Source organism: Herbidospora sp. NBRC 101105, assembly GCF_030269205.1.
GTDB classification, from domain to species: domain Bacteria; phylum Actinomycetota; class Actinomycetes; order Streptosporangiales; family Streptosporangiaceae; genus Herbidospora; species Herbidospora solisilvae.
This window is the reverse complement of record NZ_BSSX01000007.1, coordinates 599,526-616,437: the sequence shown is the minus strand read 5'-3', so window position 1 is coordinate 616,437 and position 16,912 is coordinate 599,526. Positions and strand designations below refer to the sequence as shown.

Below are 16,912 nucleotides of genomic sequence, written 5' to 3'. Positions count from 1 at the left end.
TTCCAACATTTTCTATGCGATGATTTGTTGGAACATGTTTGAGAGGGGGAGCTGATGCTGGCCCAGCAGAGGCAACAGGCGATCCTCGAACGGGTCCGGCGCACGGGCGGGGTGCGGGTCGCCGACCTCGTCCGCGACCTGGGCGTCTCCGACATGACGATCCGCCGCGACCTCGAGGCGCTGGCCGATCGCGGTCTGATCGAGAAGGTGCACGGCGGCGCCACCGTCGCCGGGCCGGGGTCGACCGAGGAGCCCGGGTTCGCCGCCAAGTCGGTGCGGCAGCAGCCCGAGAAGGAGGCCATCTCCCGCGCCGCCGCCCACCTGGTCCGGCCGGGCAGCGCGGTCGCCCTGTCGGCCGGCACCACGACCTGGACCTTCGCCCACCACCTCGTCGACGTGCCCGACCTGACCCTCATCACCAACTCGGTCCGGGTGGCCGAGGTGTTCCATCGGTCCGGGCGGCCCGGCCAGACGGTCGTGCTGGTGGGAGGCGTGCGCACGCCGTCCGACGCCCTCGTCGGGCCGATCGCGGTGCAGGCGATCAGGTCGCTCAACGTCGACACGCTCGTCCTCGGGGTGCACGGCATGAACGCGCGGGCCGGATTCACCACCCCCAACCTGCTGGAGGCCGAGACCGACCGCGAGCTGGTGGCCGCCGCGCAGCAGCTCGTGGTGCTGGCCGACCACACCAAGTGGGGCACCGTCGGCATCTCCACCATCGCCCGGCTCGACCGGGCCGATGTTCTCGTCACCGATTCCGGCCTGGACAAGGAGGCGCGCGACGAACTGGCCGGCCACGTCGGCGAGCTGATCGTCGCCGAACCCGCATGAACCGCCATCTGACCCACCTGGCCGACGGCCGGGAGCTCATCTACTTCGACCTCCACGAGCGCGACCACTCCGCCAAGGACCTGCGCGACCTGCCGCCCCGGCCCGACCCCTCGGAGCTGCGGCACGACCCGGTGCTCGACGAGTGGGTGGCCGTCGCCGGCCACCGGCAGACCCGCACCCATCTCCCCCCGCCCGAGGAGTGCCCCCTCTGCCCCGGCCGCCCCTGGTCGGAGATCCCCTCGGCCTACGACGTGGCCGTGTTCGAGAACCGGTTCCCCTCGTTCAGCGGGCCCATCGGGCGCTGCGAGGTGGTCTGCTTCACCGACGACCACGACGCCTCGTTCGCCGGCCTGAGCGACGAGCGGGCCGGGCTGGTGATGGACGCCTGGGTCGACCGCACCCGCGAGCTGTCCGCGCTCGACGGGGTGGAGCAGGTGTTCTGCTTCGAGAACCGGGGCGCCGAAATCGGTATCACTCTCCCCCATCCGCACGGGCAGATCTATGCGTATCCCTATGTGACACCCCGCACCCAGCGGATGCTCACCGTCGCCCGGCCCGGCTCGCTCGCGGCCGTGGTGGCGGAGGAGCGTGCCGGGGAGCGGGTGGTCGCCGCGAACGACCACTGGACGGCCTTCGTGCCGAGGGCCGCCCGGTATCCGTTCGAGGTGCACCTCTATCCCCACCGGCAGGCGCCCGACCTGCCCTCGCTCACTCCCGAGGAGCGGGCGGCGTTCGGGCCGCTCTACACCGGGGTGCTGCGGGCCCTCGACGGGTTGTTCGGGGTCCGTATGCCGTATGTGGCCGCCTGGCACCAGGCGCCGGTTCGCTGGGGAAGGGAGGTGGCGTACGTGCACATGGAGCTCTTCAGCATCAGGAGGGCGCCGGAGAAGCTGAAGTACCTGGCAGGTAGCGAATCCGGTATGGGAGCGTTCGTCAACGACGTGCGGCCCGAGGAGGCGGCCTCTATGCTCAGGGCTGCATCGGGAAAGATGGGGCGCCAGATCACGGATTGATCTCCGTATGGTCGCAACTTTAAGTAGCACTTGCCTCGTCTTTACCATTACTATCCACACGAACCCGCCGAGACCTCGGCGGACTGCCTAATCCCGGGCGTGTCGCCCGGGAGCCGGGGACCCACCAGAACCTGGGGTGCAGGCGCGATCGAGCGCCCGGGCTTCTCCGCCCGAATCCGTCAGCTAACCCGGCCGGCGCAAGGAGAGGAGTGGGCGCTGCCCGCCACGACGCACCGACGCAACCGCCGGTTGTTCCTCCTTCCGGTGGCGGCCCTGGTGGCCGCTTTCTGCGCCGCGCTGGTGCCCGGCCCCGCCGTCGCGGCCCCCAAGCCCGACGCCGACAAACTGCGCAAGCAGCTGTCGAGCCTGGAGAAGAAGGTCAACTCGCTGATCGCGCAGTACCACGCGGCGCGCGACGACCTCGCCAAGGCCAAGACGGCGTCCAAGGCCGCCCAGGAGAAGCTGGAGAAGGCGCACGCCGACTTCGCGGCGGCCCAGCGCGAGATGGCCCGGCTGGCCGGGCTCAGCTACCAGTCGGTCCCCGGCAACGGCGGGATCGTGCTGCCGCCCGGCATGGGCATGTCGCCGCTCGCGATGCAGCTCGGCAACGAGCAGGCCGCGATCGTGCGCAACTACAAGCAGAAGGAGCAGGCGCGGGCGCAGGCGGCGGCCGAGGCCAAGGGCCTGATCGCCGAGATCGACAAGAAGTCCAAGGACATCGAGAGGCGCCGCGTGGAGGCGGAGGACCTCATCGACGACATCAAGGACCGGCTCGACGACCTGATCCCGATCGGCCCCGGCAAGCTCGCCAACGGCGGCTGGGCCCCGCAGCTGCCGACCGGCGCCGACAACATCACCGCCCGCACCCGCCTCATGCGCGAGGAGGCCAAGGCGGCCTTCAAGCTGAACAACTCGATCGGCTGCTTCCGCGTCGACACCATGGGCGAGCACCCGCTCGGCCGCGCCTGCGACTTCATGATGACGACCGGCGGCGCGATGGCCACGGGTTCGGCCAAGATCCTCGGCGACCAGCTCGCCGAGTGGGCCCTGAAGAACCGCACCAAGCTCGGCGTGAAGTACGTCATCTGGCGGCAGCGCATCAACAGCGGCACCGGCTGGCGCTTCATGAGCAACCGCGGTGGCAACACCGCCAACCACTACGACCACGTTCACATCTCGATGTTCTGAGCCCCGACCCCACCGGCCGGCCCGCCCTGACCCCGCGAGCCGACCGCGCACGACTCCCCCGCCCGCCCCGGCGCCGAGCCCGCGATCGACCCATCGCGAACCCGGCCCGCACCCGCCATGAACCGACCCCCCGGATGGCTGGAACCGCGTCAGACCCCCGCGAAACGGCCGCCCCGCCCAGGGAGTTCTCAGGCAGAAGCACTACCCTGACCCCAAAACCCCCACAAAGCTCATCGAACCCCCCGTAAGCTCTCAAAGACCAACTGCCCCACCCCACGATCACGCGGGTGTGCGCGCCCTGCCCCCGCGGTGCGCACGCCCGCGTGATCATCCTTCGGAACCCGAAGTAAGTGATCACCTACAGAAGCGCCCGAAGGTTTACCCGGATTCGATAACGATCATGTTTCGGCATTTATCCGGGCGCTGGTTACACGCACGTGAATTCTGCTGCAAAGAACCGTCGCCCGGACGGGTGCACGAGCCCCCCAACTGGAGCCCCAACCGCCTCCCACCAGGAAAGTCGCCCGCCGCACCGTGTTTACCTCCGGCCCCGCCATCCCCACAGATAAAAGTTTCAACGACAGGCCCGTTGACACCCGACTTATCCCGAAATTAGCTTATGGAACGGTACACCTCGGGACTGTTGTGGCACCTGTGTCAGCTGTGACTCATCGCAGCCGGCCGGGCACGGATCCCGACACTCTCCCTCCCATGCCACGCGAGAGGACCAGCGTGAGATCCGCTGATTTTTCCCCGGCCCGCGGCCACCGGGCCCGCCGTCTCGGCTCGGCAGTCGGGCTCACCCCCCAATAGGGGGCCCGAACTCAAATCGACTTCGATGCGGAAGTTGACGTTAAAGCCGAACAAATAGTGTGCTCCGCCGGTCATCTCATTCTTTGAGATCCGGAACGACTCGGGGCATTCTCTCGCGTGCGGAAAAGCTCAGGAGAACAAGGTCGTGGGGTCTGATTCAGCGAATTGGCTCGACACCGCCTATGAATGGCTGGTGAGGTCGAGCGCCAACGGGAGTTGGCGAGACATCGTCCCGCTCGGGTTGGCGGGTCTGCTCGTCTGGGGTCTGTGGATCTACCGGGTCGTGTTGTCCCGGCTGGCCAAGCCCGTCGTCAACGGTTACCGCGCGTCCGTCTCGGTCGTGGTGCCGTCGTTCCGCGAGGACGCGGAGATCCTGGTCCGGTGCCTGGGGAGCTGGCTCGCCCAGAACCCGGGCGAAGTGATCATCGTGGTCGACGTCGCGGACACCGAATGCCACGCGAAGCTGCGGGAGGTCAACGACCCCCGGCTGCGTGTGCTCGTCTACGAACACTCGGGCAAGCGGTCGGCGCTGGGGGTCGGCATCCGGGCCGCCCGCGGCGACATCGTGGTGTTCGCCGACTCCGACACCTGGTGGGAGCCCGGCCTGCTCGACGCCGTGCAGATGCCCTTCGAGGACCCGCAGGTCGGTGGCGTCGGCACCCAGCAGAACGTGTTCCAGCGCACCACCAGCGTCTGGCGGCGCATCGCCGACTGGCTGGTCAACCTGCGTTACTACGACTACGTGCCGGCCATGGGCAGCCGTGGTGGCGTGGCCTGCCTGTCCGGCCGCACCGCCGCCTACCGCCGGTCGGCGATCCTGCCGGTCGTCCACCACCTGGAGAACGAGTTCTTCCTCGGCCGCCGCTGCATCGCCGGCGACGACGGGCGGCTCACCTGGCTGGTGCTGGCCTCCGGTTACAAGACGGTGCACCAGTCGTCGGCGCGGGCGATCTCGATGTTCCCGAGCTCGTTCCGGGCCTTCTTCAAGCAGCGCATCCGCTGGAGCCGCAACTCCTACCGCTGCTACCTGACCGCCCTGTGGAAGGGCTGGTTGTGGAAGACGCCGCTGGTCACCAAGGTCACCGTGCTGCAGATCCTGCTCACCCCGGTCACCATGGGCGTCACGCTCGGCTACCTGTTCTTCAGCCGCCTGGAGCTGACCCCCTGGGGCATCGGCACCTGCGTCGGCTGGTTGCTGATCGGCCGCGGCATCCGGGGCTGGTCGCACCTCAAGCGCCACCCGCAGGAGATCCTGCTGCTGCCGCTGACGACCCTGGTCATCATCGGGATCGCCCTGCCGATCAAGCTCTACGCGTTCCTCACCATGAACAAGCAGGGCTGGCTGACCCGCAAGGCCGACCAGGCGGGTTCGGAGGGCCAGACGGCCGCCACGCTGCAGGGACTGGCCTGATGGCCGTGAACCGGACCATCGTGACCGCCGGAGCCCTGCTGCTCGGCGCGCTCACGATCGGCGTGCCCCCCGTCGCCGCCGCGCCCTCGCCGACTCCCCCGGCGAGTGCGCGGCCGTCCGCCGACACCGGGATCACCAGCACCATCCCGAGGAGCAAGCCCAGCGCGGCCCCGAGCATCACCCCCAGCGCGGCACCCAGTACGGCCCCCGGGGCGGTGCCCAGCGCGGCGCCCGGCGCCGTGCCGAGTGACGCGCCGAGCATCCCGAGCTCCGAGCCCGAGCCGCTGATCAAGATCTCCCCCGAGGACGCCGAATCTCAGGCGGCGCTCGTCGACATGGAGGACCAGCGGATCCTGCAGACCCGGGCGGCGCTCACGGCGCTGCTCCAGCAGGGCGGTTTCTTCGCGGCCCAGCGCAAGCAGCCGCAGATCTTCTCCTCGTCGTTCGGCCGCACGATGGTGCTGCCGGCGCGCAACGACGAGCGGCCGTACACGCTGAAGGATCTGCTGGCGGTCGAGCGGGGCAAGTACGTCCGGCTGATGACCGACGGGTCCTACCTGCTGGGCATCCACGTCTTCGTGGCCGACGGCGCGACGCTCCAGCTGCGCGGCCCGATGACGCTGCGGATGGGCAGCATCCCGGGGTCGTTCAGCTCGATCATCACCTTCGGCGGCAACATCGACATCAAGGGCACCGCGACCAAGCCGGTCCGGATCACGAGCTGGGACGTCAAGGCGAGCAAGCCCGACCTCGACACCAGCGACGGCCGGGCCTACATCCGGGCGGTCGGCGGCCAGTTCAACATGGTGTACGGACAGGTCTCCGACCTGGGCTTCTGGAGCGGTCGCACCGGCGGCATCGCGCTGACCGGCACCGAGCGCCCGTCGTCGACCTACCGGCACCGCACCAAGGCGCAGCGCCACCAGGACAAGGCCGACCGCCTGGAGAACAACACCAAGGACCAGGGCGGCGGCACCTACGGCGACGTCGAGACCTACCCGATCGGGCCCGGCACCGCTTCCCACGTGCCGGCCGACGAGCTGGTCACCGGCAAGATCGAGAACAGTGTGATCACCCGCGACGCCTACGGGCTGTTCGTCTCGGGCTCCAACCAGACGCAGATCATCAACAACAAGATCCGCGACAGCATCGTGCACGGCGTGTTCATGCACCGGTTCGCCAAGAACGCGACGATCTCGCACACCGAGGTGACCGGCAGCGGCGGCGACGGCTTCGTGCTCTCCCGGGCCACCGAGAAGGTCCAGGTCAACGACTGCCTGGCGGAGAACAACGGGCGCAACGGCTTCACCCTCGACGGCCGGGCACTGGCCCACGGCCCCTCGGCGTCGGGCGAGTCGCTGGCGGTCTACGGCGACAGCTCGGTCAACAACAGCGTGGCCCGGGGCAACGGCCGCTACGGCATCGAGGTCATGGGCGGGATCCGCCAGGCCGTGCAGACCAGCGAGGTCGTCGGCGGCGACATGGGCATCGTGGTCCGCGCCGGGGCCGAGGCCGTGCAGTTGTCGGGCAACAAGCTGACCGGCCAGAAGCGCCAGGGCATCGCGCTGCGCGACGGCGTGCGCAACGCCTACGTCTCGGGCAACACGATCACCGGCGGCCCGACCGGCGTCTACATGCGCGACTCCAACGGCCAGGTGGTCGGCAACAAGATCACCACGGTGAAGGACCCGAACGCCCACGGCGTCACGGTCGTCGGCGCGGCCGGCGGCTCGGAGGTGGCCCGCAACACGATCGTCGGCTCCGGCACCAGCGCGGTCAGCACCGCCCGGTCGAGCGGCGACGTGAACGACCACAACAACGACGAGAACGGCTGGGTCGACACCTCGACCTTCTGGAGCAAGGCCAAGCGCTACGTCAAGCCCATGAACGTCATCTGGGCCGGCGTCATCCTGCTCATCCTGGTCTCGGCGTTCCGGTCGCGCGGCATCATGGACCGGCGCCGCCGCGGCATCGTCGATCCGTACGAGCAGCAGCAGGCGATGGAGGAGCGCCCGACCTGGACCCTGCCCAACGCGGCCACCGCGGCAACGGGCAGCGGGTTCAACGGGCGCAGCAGGCCGACGCAGCCGGCCGTCCCGACGGTCACCGTGGGAGGCGGGCGATGAAGAAGGCCTGGATCACGTTCTTCGTGCTGCTCCTGCTGGGCGCCGGCACCTGGGCCTACCTCTCCTATGTGGACCAGCCGCCGCCGACGCCCGCCGTCGACGACGTGACCGCCGCCGACGCCAAGCAGCAGTCGAACCTGGTCGACCAGGAGGACCTGCGGATCATGCAGACGCGGGCGACGCTCATGTCGGCGATCGCCCGCGGCGGCCCCAACGCCCAGCGGGCCCGGCAGCCGCACATCTCCAGCTCGGCCAACGGCCAGACGCTGGTGCTGCCCTCGCGCCGGGAGCCCTACCGGGTCGCCGACCTGGAGAAGCTGGGCGGGGAGTACTTCCAGAAGCAGAACGACGGGTCGTACATCCTGGGCATCAACCTGTTCGTCGGCCCGAACGCCAAGCTGGTGCTGCAGAACGCGACCGGCCCGCTGGTGATCCGGATGCGCAGCGAGCCGGGGTCGTTCACCACGATCGTCGGCTTCGGCGCCAGCATCCGCATCAACGGCTCCCCGCAGAACCCGGTGCGCCTCACGAGCTGGGACCCGAACATCAACACGGCCGACAGCCGGGTCAACGACGGCCGGGCCTACGTGCGGGTGATCGGCGGCGAGCTGCGGATGAGCCACGCGCAGGTCGAGTACCTCGGGTTCTGGAGCGGCTCGACCGGCGGCCTGGCGCTGACCGGCAGCGACCGCACCACCCTCGACGCCGACCTCACCACGCCCGCGCCGCCCACCGACGAGAAGGTGCTGCTCCCGGGCGGCGCCCTGGTGCCGCGCATGGGCGACGACGACCAGGTGGTGATCCACGACGGCAAGGGCCTGAAGAAGGTGGCCTACCAGCTGCCGGAGGCCAACCTCGTCACCGGGGAGATCACCGAGACCTCGATCAAGGGCAACGCCTACGGCATCTTCATCACGGCCTCCAACCAGACCCGGATGGCCAACGTGACGGTGACCGGGAGCCTGGTCGACGGGGTGCTGCTGCACCGGTTCGCCCGCAACGCCACCATCGAGAACACCACGGTGACCGGCTCGCGGGGCGACGGGTTCGTGCTCTCGCGCGGCACCCAGAACGTGACCATCACCGGGTCGGGCGCGGTCGGCAACGGCGGCAACGGCTTCACCCTCAGCGGCCTGCCGCTGGCCCGCGGCCCGTCGGCCTCGGGCGAGTCGCTGCAGAGCTTCGGCGGCAGCTCGGTGACCAGCTCCTGGTCCAGGGAGAACAAGCGCTACGGCGTCGAGATCCAGGGCGGCGTCGACCTGGCGGTCCAGACTACCGAGGTGACCGGCGGGCAGACGGGCATCGTGGTGAACAAGGACGCGACCGGGGTCCGGGTCTCCGGCAACCGGATCAGCGGCCAGTGGAGCCAGGGCATCGCGGTGCGCGACGGCGTCACCGGCGCCAAGATCGTCGGGAACATCGTGAACAACGTCCCGACCGCGATCTACCTGCGCAACGCCGAGGCCGAGGTGACCGGCAACACCGTCAACCAGGCGACCCTGCACGGCGTCTCCGTGCTCGGCGTGGCCACGGGCACCGAGGTCGTCGGCAACACGCTGGGCGGCGCCGGGCGCAGCGCCCTCGACACCGACCGCGCGACCGGGATGGCCGCGGTGACCTCCAACAACGTCGCCGGCTGGCAGGACACGGCGGACTTCTGGACCACGGTCAAGCGCATCGCCAAGCCGATGAACCTGATCTGGTTCGGCGTCATCCTGCTCATCGTGATCTCCGCCATCCGGGCCCTCGGGAACAACGGGCCCCGCGTCGGACGTCGCATCGTCGACCCGTACGAGAGGCAGTCCGTCCTGGAGGAGCGTCCCGTGTGGTCGCTCACCGGGGCGTCCGCCGAAAGGACCTGACCATGCGCATCGAGATCGACATCGACAAGAAGACCATGATCGCCGCGGGGGCCGGTGCGGCCTTCACGATCCTGATCGTGGTCGTCCTGTACGGGATCTTCGGCGGCGGCGGTGGTCAGGAGCAACAACCCGGCATGGTGGTCGAGAACATCCAGCCGGACACCGGTCCCCGGCCCCTGCCGACCCTGGGGGCCGAGGACCCGGGTGAGGACTTCGCGGAAGAGGAGGAGCCGGTGCGGAAGGACGAGGAAGAGGACTTCGAGCCGTTCACCGCCGTCCAGCAGCCTCCGGACATCGCGGTCCCCGACGGCGCGGGCAAGATCGCCTGCCCCGACCCGACCGTGACCGTGACCACCGCGGAGGAGCTCACCGAGGCCCTCGCCTCGGCCGAGCCCGGCACGGTGATCTTCATGGAGCCGGGCGAGTACCAGGGCCGGTTCGTGGGCGCCGCGAAGGGCACCGAGGACCAGCCGATCTTCGTCTGCGGCTCCCGCGACGCGATCATCGACGGCGGCGGCCTCAAGGAGGGCTACGCCTTCCACCTGAACGAGGCCGAGTACTGGCGGCTCATCGGCTTCACCGTCCGGCACGCCCAGAAGGGCGTCATGGCCGACAAGTCGAACTTCAACGTCGTCCAGGACCTCGACGTCAACCACATCGGCGACGAGGCCATCCACTTCAGGAACTTCAGCTCCGACAACATCGCCCAGTACAACCTCATCTGGGGCACCGGGCTCCGCAAGGACAAGTACGGCGAGGGCGTCTACTTCGGCACCGCCGAGAGCAACTGGGCCACCTTCTCCGGCGGCCAGATGGACAAGAGCGACCGCAACATCGCGCGCGGGAACGTCATCCGCGCCACCGCCGAGGCCATCGACATCAAGGAGGGCACCTCCGACGGAAAGATCATCGGCAACATCTTCGACGGCTCGATGATCACCGGCGATGGTCACAACGACAGCTGGGTGGACGTCAAGGGGAACGGCTACCTGATCGAGCGCAACACCGGCCGCGGCTCCCCCGCGGACGGCTTCCAGACCCACAAGATCATCAATGGCTGGGGGACCGGGAACACCTTCCGGGCCAACGTCATCGATCTGGGCGGTTCAGGGGGCTACGGCATCAACGACACCGCAGGCGGCAACACGATCACCTGCGACAACGAGGTGACCGGCGGCCCGCTCACCAAGAAGAGCGAATGCTCCTGAGTTTCTGCGAGAGAACTGACAATGACTGACACCGCACTCCCCCGGATCACCGTCATCGGGACCGGGTATCTCGGAGCCACTCACGCGATCTGCATGGCCTCCCTCGGCTATGAGGTGGTCGGACTCGACACCGACCCCCGCAAGATCGAGCGGCTGCAATCCGGCGAGGTGCCGTTCTTCGAGCCAGGTCTGCCCGAACTCCTCGACAAGACCATGGCGACCGGCCGCCTCCGGTTCACCACGTCGGTCGAGGAGGCCGCCGCCCACGGCGACGTGCACTTCATCTGTGTGGGCACCCCGCAGAAACCCGGCATGGACGCCGCCGACCTGACCTACGTCGACGCCTCCGTGGCCGCCCTGGCGCCGCTGCTCGACCGCAAGGTCCTGGTGGTCGGCAAGTCGACCGTCCCCGTCGGCACCGCCGCCCGCCTGACCGCCCTGATCCAGGAGCTGGCCCCGGCCGGCGACGAGGTCGAGCTCGCCTGGAACCCCGAGTTCCTGCGTGAGGGCTTCGCCGTCGAGGACACCCTGCGTCCCGACCGGCTCGTGTTCGGCGTGGCCTCCGACTGGGCGCGTCAGCAGCTGGAGGCGGCCTTCCAGCCGATCATCGACAACGAGACCCCGGTCGTGGTGACCGACCTGGCCACCGCCGAGCTCGTGAAGGTGGCCGCGAACTCGTTCCTGGCCACCAAGATCTCCTACATCAACGCGATGGCCGAGATCTGCGAGGCGACCGGGGCCGACGTGCGCCACCTGGCCAAGGCGCTGGCCTTCGACGACCGCATCGGCGGCCGGTTCCTCCAGCCCGGTCTCGGCTTCGGCGGCGGCTGCCTGCCCAAGGACATCCGCGCCTTCGCCCACCGCGCCGAGGAGATCGGCGTCGGCCAGGCCGTGTCGTTCCTGCGCGAGGTGGACGCGATCAACCGCCGCCGCCGCTCGCGCACGATCGACCTGGTCCGCGAGATGGTCGGCGGGCAGCTCAACGGCAAGAAGGTGGCCTGCCTCGGCGCGGCCTTCAAGCCGAACTCCGACGACATCCGCGACGCCCCGGCGCTCGACGTGGCCCGCACCATGCACGGCCTGGGCGCCAACGTCCGCGTCTACGACCCGGCCGCCCTCGACAACGCCCGCCGCGCCTACCCCGAGCTCCGTTACGGCACCAGCGCCATGGACGTGGCGGCCGACGCCGACGTCGTCGTGCTGCTGACCGAGTGGACCGAGTTCCGCGAGATCGAGCCGTCCGCCCTGGCGTCGGTGGTCAAGCACCGCCGCATCGTCGACGGCCGCCACGCCCTGGACGCCGAGTTCTGGCGCGCCGAGGGCTGGGAATACCGGGCGCTCGGCATGCCGTAAGCGAGACGCGGCCGGCCGAAGGCCGGTCGTGGCTCGCGCCTGAATCTGCCCGATAGACACGTCACGACCGGAAAGGGACGCGCGGAAGCGCGTCCCTTTTCGTGTTGTTTGGGGCATTTTCGCCTCCCTCAACTCGTTAGTTAGGTTAAGCAAGTTGTTGGGGGTCTCATGTCGGACCGTTATCCGTGGATCGTGCTGAGCAACACGACCCTGGGCATGCTGCTCGCCACCGTCAACTCCTCAATCGTGATCATCTCGCTGCCGGCCGTCTTCCGCGGCATCCACCTGAACCCGCTGGAACCCGGCAACGTCTCCTACCTGCTGTGGATCCTGATGGGCTACATGCTCGTCTCGGCCGTCCTGGTGGTCACGCTGGGCCGCCTGGGCGACATGTTCGGCCGGGTCCGCATGTACAACGCGGGCTTCGCCGTCTTCACCGTCGGCACGGTGGTGCTGGCCCTCGACCCCTTCCAGCAGTCGGGCGGCGCCCTCTGGCTGATCGGCTGGCGGTTGTTCCAGGGCGTCGGGGGCGCGCTGCTGATGGCCAACTCGGCGGCGATCCTGACCGACGCGTTCCCCGCCGGGCGGCGCGGCATGGCGATGGGAGTCAACCAGGTGGCCGGCATCGCCGGGACCTTCCTGGGGCTGGTCGCAGGCGGGCTGCTGTCGCAGCTCGACTGGCGGCTGGTGTTCTGGGCCTCGGTGCCCATCGGCGTCCTGGGGACCGTGTGGGCGTACCGGAGCCTGCGTGAGACGGTCACCCGGGTCGAGGGCGCCAGGATCGACTGGTGGGGCAACCTGGCCTTCGCGGCCGGCCTCACGATGCTGCTGGCGGCGGTGACCTACGGCATCCAGCCCTACGGCGGCCACGCGATGGGCTGGACCAACCCGCTGGTGATCGGCGGCATCACGGGCGGCGTGCTGATCCTGGCGGCCTTCTGCCTGATCGAGACGAAGGCGGCGCAGCCGATGTTCCACCTGTCGCTGTTCCGGATCAGGGCCTTCGCGGCCGGTAACGTGGCCGGGCTGCTGGCCTCCGTCGCCCGGGGCGGCCTGCAGTTCATGCTGATCATCTGGCTCCAGGGCATCTGGTTGCCCCTGCACGGCTACCCCTTCGAGGACACCCCGCTGTGGGCCGGCGTCTACCTGCTGCCGCTGACGGCCGGCTTCCTGCTGGCGGGCCCGCTGTCGGGCCACCTGTCCGACCGGTACGGCGCCCGCGCCTTCGCCTCGGGAGGGCTCGTGCTGTCCGCGCTGGCCTTCCTCGGGCTGCTGCTGGTGCCGATCGACTTCCCGTACTGGGTGTTCGCCACGCTGATCTTCCTGAACGGCGTCGGCTCGGGCCTGTTCACCGCGCCCAACACCACCGCGATCATGAACTCGGTCCCGGCCGGGCAGCGCGGCGTGGCCTCGGGCATGCGGGCGACGTTCACCAACGCCGGGATGGTCCTGTCGATCGGCGTGTTCTTCTCCCTGATGATCGCCGGCCTGGCCGCCACCCTGCCCCAGACCCTGACCGGCGGGCTGGCCGAGCACGGCGTCCCGCCCGCACTCGCCGCGACGATCGGCGCACTGCCCCCGGTCGGCACGCTCTTCGCCGCCTTCCTGGGCTACAACCCGATCGAGAACCTGCTCGCCCCGACCGGCGCCCTGGCCCATCTGAGCCCGGGGAACGCCGCGACCCTGACCGGCCGCGAGTACTTCCCCGACCTCGTCTCCGGCCCCTTCCACCAGGGCCTGGTGGTGGTGTTCCTGCTGGCCGTCGCGATGTCGCTGATCGCCGCCGTGGCGTCGCTGCTGAGGGGCCGCCGGTACGTCCACGACGAACTGGCCGTGGCGGCGGCCACGGTGCACCGGTCATGACCGACGTGGACCTGCTGGCCGAACGGCTCAAGGCGGCACTGGCCCGCCTGGGCCGGCGCGGCCGCCAGCAGACCCGCGGCGACCTGACCGCCGGTCAGATCTCGACCCTGGCGGCCGCCGCCCAGCTCGGCCCGGTACGGCTCGGCGACCTGGCCGCCCACGAGGGCGTCAGCGCGCCCACGCTGAGCCGGGTGGTGGGCGGGCTGGAGAACCTCGGCCTGGTCGCCCGCACGCCCGACCCGGCCGACGGGCGGGCCTCCCTGATCAGCCTCACGCCGGAGGGCGAGGCGGAACTGGGACGGTTGCGGGGCGACAGCATCGCCTTCTTCGTGGCCCGGATCTCGGCCCTGCCGCCCGAGCAGCGCGAGGCCCTGGCGGCGGCGCTGCCCGCTATAGAGGCGCTGGCCGCCTCGTGAGGTTCTTGGCCAGCGGGGGCTTCTCCCCGGCCGCCATCCCGCCGTCGACCGGCAGTGTCACCCCGGTGATGTAGGACGACTGGGCGGAGAACAGCCAGATCACCGTCGCCGCGACTTCCTCGGGCAGCCCCACGCGCCGCATCGGCGCGGCCTGACCCGCCCTGCGCTGGACGTCGTCTCCCGCCGCCTCCAGGTGGTAGGTCAGGATGGGCCCGGGGGCCAGCACGTTCACCCTGATCCCCTGGTCGGCGTAGTCGAGCGCGGCGACCTTGGTCAGCCCGATGATCCCCGCCTTGGCCGCGACGTACCCGGCCAGGTTGGCGGTCCCCCGGACCCCGGCCACCGAGGCCATGTTGACGATCGACCCGCCGCCCGAGGCCAGCATGGCGGGGATCTGGAACTTCATGCCGAGGAAGGTCCCGCGGACGTTGGTCCGGATACCGAGGTCGAAGTCCAGCGGATCGATCTCGGCCAGAGGCGCGGGCACGGGCCCGTCGGTGGCGTTGTTGAACGCCGCGTCGAGCCGCCCGAACTTCTCCAGGGTGACGGCGACGAGCCGCTCGGCCGAGTCCGAATCGCCCACGTCGGTGGGAACGGCGAGCGCGCGTCCCCCAGAGGCCCGGATGTCGGCGGCGACGGTCTCGATGGCGGTGGAATCACGAGCGGCCAGGACCACGGAGGCTCCTGAACGGGCCAGCGCCCGTGCGGTGACCTCGCCGATCCCCCGGCTCGCTCCGGCGACAATCGCGACTTTCCCGTCAAGTGTCATGAATGACTTGTTCCCGCAGGATGTCGGGCATCTGGCAATGGTTTGGCACCATAACCCCATGAGAATCGACCCGCCCCTCGCCGGCGACGAGCGCGACACCCTGGCCGCCTTCCTCGACTACCACCGCGACACCCTGGCCATGAAGTGCGAGGGACTGACCGACGAGCAGCTGCGCACCCGGGCCGTGGAACCGTCGTCGTTGTCGCTGCTCGGGCTGGTCAGGCACCTGGCCGACGTCGAGCGGGCCTGGTTCCGCATCCGGCTCAACGGCGAGGACCTGCCGCCGATCTTCTTCACCGACGCCGCCCCCGACGACGACTTCGACGCCCTCGACTCGCCGCCCGTCGAGGAGGTCTTCGCCACCTGGAGGGCCGAGATCGACGCCGCCCGGAAGATCAGCGCGCAGACCCCGCTCGACACGCTGATGAAGAAGCCCAACCGGGCCGGGGAGCTCATGTCGCACCGGTGGATCCTGGTGCACATGGTGGAGGAGTACGCCCGGCACAACGGTCACGCCGACTTCCTGCGCGAGCGCCTCGACGGCGTGACCGGGGAGTAGCTAGCCGCTCAGCCTGACGGGGTTGACGATGTCGGCGAAGATCAGCAGGCCGCCCATGAAGAGCAGCACGGCCGCCATCGCGTAGGTCAGCGGCAGCGCCTTGGCGACGTCGACGTAGCCGGGCGCGGGCCGCCGGGCCACGCGGGCGAAGCCGCGCTTGACGCCCTCCCACAGGCCGCCCGCGATGTGGCCGCCGTCGAGCGGCAGCAGCGGGATCAGGTTGAAGATGCCGATCGCCAGGTTCAGCCCGGCCAGCAGGTTGATGAAGATGACGATCTTGTTCTCGATCGGGGCGGCGGAGGCGGCGATCTCGCCGCCGATGCGGCCCGCCCCGACGATGCCGATCGGGCCGTTGGGGTCGCGCTCCTCGCCCGAGAAGGCGGCGTGCCAGACGCCGACCATCTTGCCCGGGATGTCGAGCATCGAGACGGCCGTGCGCGAGGTCATGTCCCACATCTCGGAGACGACGTAGCCGGGGCCCTGGCGCTCGGTCACCTGGGTCGGCTCGACGCCGAGGAACCCGACGTTCTGGACGACCTTGGTGGGGTCGTCGAGGTCGGGCCGCTCGGTCGCGATCAGGTTCACCGTGAGGGTCTGCCGTTGCCCGGCCCGCTCGATGACGATGGGCACCGGACCGGCGCCGTGGGCACGGATGGTCGAGGTGGCCGACTCCCACGAGGTCACCGGCTTGCCGTCGATGGAGACGAAGGTGTCACCCTTCCGCAGCCCGGCCGCGAGGGCCGGGGTCTTCGGGTCGGCGGGCGTGCACTCGCGGTCGGCCTGGGAGGCCGGGATGACGCACTTGCTGACGTCGTTGACCGTCGGCTTGAGCACGGTCACGCCGAAGCCCATCATGACGACCGCGAACAGCCCGAAGGCCAGGACGAAGTTCATGAACGGGCCGCCGAACATGATGATGACCTTCTGCCACCACGGCTTGCGGTAGAAGACCCGGCTCTCGTCGCCGGGCCTGATCTCCTCGGACGCCACCTGGCGGGCGTTCTCGATGAGGCCCTGCCACGGCCCGGTCGAGATCGAGCGCAGCTTGTTGGGATCGTCGCTCGGGCGCGGCGGCAGCATGCCGATCATGCGGATGTAGCCGCCCATGGGGATCCACTTGACGCCATATTCGGTCTCGCCGCGCCGCCGCGACCACATGGTGGAGCCGAATCCGACCATGTACTGCGTGACGCGCACGCCGAAGATCTTGGCCGGGACGAGGTGACCGAGCTCGTGGAGGGCGATCGACACCAGGAGGCCGACGAAGAGAATCACGAACCCGGCAATGAACTGCCAGCTCATCGGCGCATACCCCCGGCAGGCGGAAAATCGGTCGTCGCATCGAGAGTAGCCCACGCCGCCCGGCGTCCGGCCGTGTCCGCGTTCGTGGGCATTTCACGGTGGATCCTCGGGGGAGCTTGCGGTGGGTTTGCCGAATCGAGAGACTTCGATGACACTGTGCGTCTGGCCGATCACCCTGAGGTATGAGATGGGGGCGCC

The 16,912-nt window shown here is 69.6% G+C and carries 13 protein-coding genes and 1 riboswitch; of the genes, 11 read left to right on the top strand and 2 right to left on the bottom strand.

Translation table 11 applies throughout. The annotated features are described in order from the left end of the window. Nucleotides 1-54: 54 nt before the first annotated feature. The 10 genes from QSK34_RS29575 (at nt 55) to QSK34_RS29530 (ending at nt 14,084) form a co-directional block, all read left to right on the top strand. Nucleotides 55-831, top strand: a complete 777-nt coding sequence (locus QSK34_RS29575; protein ID WP_285588791.1) for a DeoR/GlpR family DNA-binding transcription regulator — start codon at nt 55-57, stop codon at nt 829-831. Then, on the top strand, nt 828-1,844 hold the full coding sequence (locus QSK34_RS29570) for a galactose-1-phosphate uridylyltransferase (protein ID WP_285588789.1): 1,017 nt from the start codon (nt 828-830) through the stop codon (nt 1,842-1,844). Before QSK34_RS29575 ends, QSK34_RS29570 begins: the two co-directional genes overlap by 4 nt. A gap of 74 nt (nt 1,845-1,918) precedes the next feature. Then, nucleotides 1,919-2,056, top strand: a riboswitch (cyclic di-AMP (ydaO/yuaA leader). A gap of 52 nt (nt 2,057-2,108) precedes the next feature. Continuing rightward, entirely contained in the window at nt 2,109-3,032 is a 924-nt protein-coding gene (locus QSK34_RS29565) for a coiled-coil domain-containing protein (protein ID WP_285588787.1), read from the top strand. 958 nt (nt 3,033-3,990) lie between these two features. Then, nucleotides 3,991-5,256: a glycosyltransferase family 2 protein gene (locus QSK34_RS29560; RefSeq protein WP_161482176.1), complete on the top strand. Its 1,266-nt coding sequence runs from the start codon at nt 3,991-3,993 to the stop codon at nt 5,254-5,256. Between the two features lie 5 nt (nt 5,257-5,261). After that, on the top strand, nt 5,262-7,382 hold the full coding sequence (locus tag QSK34_RS29555) for a right-handed parallel beta-helix repeat-containing protein (protein WP_285588785.1): 2,121 nt from the start codon (nt 5,262-5,264) through the stop codon (nt 7,380-7,382). Beyond that, nucleotides 7,379-9,244, top strand: a complete 1,866-nt coding sequence (locus tag QSK34_RS29550) for a right-handed parallel beta-helix repeat-containing protein (protein WP_285588783.1) — start codon at nt 7,379-7,381, stop codon at nt 9,242-9,244. The genes QSK34_RS29555 and QSK34_RS29550 overlap by 4 nt, the downstream gene beginning before the upstream one ends. A gap of 2 nt (nt 9,245-9,246) precedes the next feature. Next, on the top strand, nt 9,247-10,452 hold the full coding sequence (locus tag QSK34_RS29545; RefSeq protein WP_285588781.1) for a right-handed parallel beta-helix repeat-containing protein: 1,206 nt from the start codon (nt 9,247-9,249) through the stop codon (nt 10,450-10,452). A gap of 21 nt (nt 10,453-10,473) precedes the next feature. Beyond that, on the top strand, nt 10,474-11,805 hold the full coding sequence (locus tag QSK34_RS29540; protein WP_285588779.1) for a UDP-glucose dehydrogenase family protein: 1,332 nt from the start codon (nt 10,474-10,476) through the stop codon (nt 11,803-11,805). Nucleotides 11,806-11,973: 168 nt separating this feature from the next. Beyond that, a complete protein-coding gene (locus QSK34_RS29535) occupies nt 11,974-13,668 on the top strand; it encodes an MFS transporter (RefSeq protein WP_285588777.1) in 1,695 nt (564 codons plus the stop codon). Further along, entirely contained in the window at nt 13,665-14,084 is a 420-nt protein-coding gene (locus tag QSK34_RS29530; protein ID WP_285588775.1) for a MarR family winged helix-turn-helix transcriptional regulator, read from the top strand. The genes QSK34_RS29535 and QSK34_RS29530 overlap by 4 nt, the downstream gene beginning before the upstream one ends. Here QSK34_RS29530 and QSK34_RS29525 read toward each other — a convergent pair. Continuing rightward, entirely contained in the window at nt 14,059-14,853 is a 795-nt protein-coding gene (locus QSK34_RS29525; protein WP_285588772.1) for an SDR family NAD(P)-dependent oxidoreductase, read from the bottom strand. The genes QSK34_RS29530 and QSK34_RS29525 overlap by 26 nt on opposite strands. 58 nt (nt 14,854-14,911) lie before the next feature. On the opposite strand from QSK34_RS29525, the gene QSK34_RS29520 reads away from it, so the two are divergent. Continuing rightward, nucleotides 14,912-15,412 (top strand): DinB family protein, encoded by a 501-nt coding sequence (locus QSK34_RS29520; RefSeq protein ID WP_285588770.1) that lies wholly within the window; start codon nt 14,912-14,914, stop codon nt 15,410-15,412. On the opposite strand, the gene QSK34_RS29515 is transcribed toward QSK34_RS29520, so the two are convergent. Then, nucleotides 15,413-16,714: a M50 family metallopeptidase gene (locus tag QSK34_RS29515; protein WP_285588768.1), complete on the bottom strand. Its 1,302-nt coding sequence runs from the start codon at nt 16,712-16,714 to the stop codon at nt 15,413-15,415. It abuts the gene before it with no gap. Nucleotides 16,715-16,912: the final 198 nt, after the last annotated feature.

What these genes read in the sequence shown, in the direction of transcription:
- QSK34_RS29575 (WP_285588791.1), top strand. Translation starts at nt 55, where the DNA reads ATGCTGGCCCAGCAGAGGCAACAGGCGATCCTCGAACGGGTCCGGCGC.
- QSK34_RS29570 (WP_285588789.1), top strand. Translation starts at nt 828, where the DNA reads ATGAACCGCCATCTGACCCACCTGGCCGACGGCCGGGAGCTCATCTAC.
- QSK34_RS29550 (WP_285588783.1), top strand. Translation starts at nt 7,379, where the DNA reads ATGAAGAAGGCCTGGATCACGTTCTTCGTGCTGCTCCTGCTGGGCGCC.
- QSK34_RS29545 (WP_285588781.1), top strand. Translation starts at nt 9,247, where the DNA reads ATGCGCATCGAGATCGACATCGACAAGAAGACCATGATCGCCGCGGGG.
- QSK34_RS29540 (WP_285588779.1), top strand. Translation starts at nt 10,474, where the DNA reads ATGACTGACACCGCACTCCCCCGGATCACCGTCATCGGGACCGGGTAT.
- QSK34_RS29535 (WP_285588777.1), top strand. Translation starts at nt 11,974, where the DNA reads ATGTCGGACCGTTATCCGTGGATCGTGCTGAGCAACACGACCCTGGGC.
- QSK34_RS29530 (WP_285588775.1), top strand. Translation starts at nt 13,665, where the DNA reads ATGACCGACGTGGACCTGCTGGCCGAACGGCTCAAGGCGGCACTGGCC.
- QSK34_RS29525 (WP_285588772.1), bottom strand. Translation starts at nt 14,853, where the DNA reads ATGACACTTGACGGGAAAGTCGCGATTGTCGCCGGAGCGAGCCGGGGG.
- QSK34_RS29520 (WP_285588770.1), top strand. Translation starts at nt 14,912, where the DNA reads ATGAGAATCGACCCGCCCCTCGCCGGCGACGAGCGCGACACCCTGGCC.
- QSK34_RS29515 (WP_285588768.1), bottom strand. Translation starts at nt 16,714, where the DNA reads ATGAGCTGGCAGTTCATTGCCGGGTTCGTGATTCTCTTCGTCGGCCTC.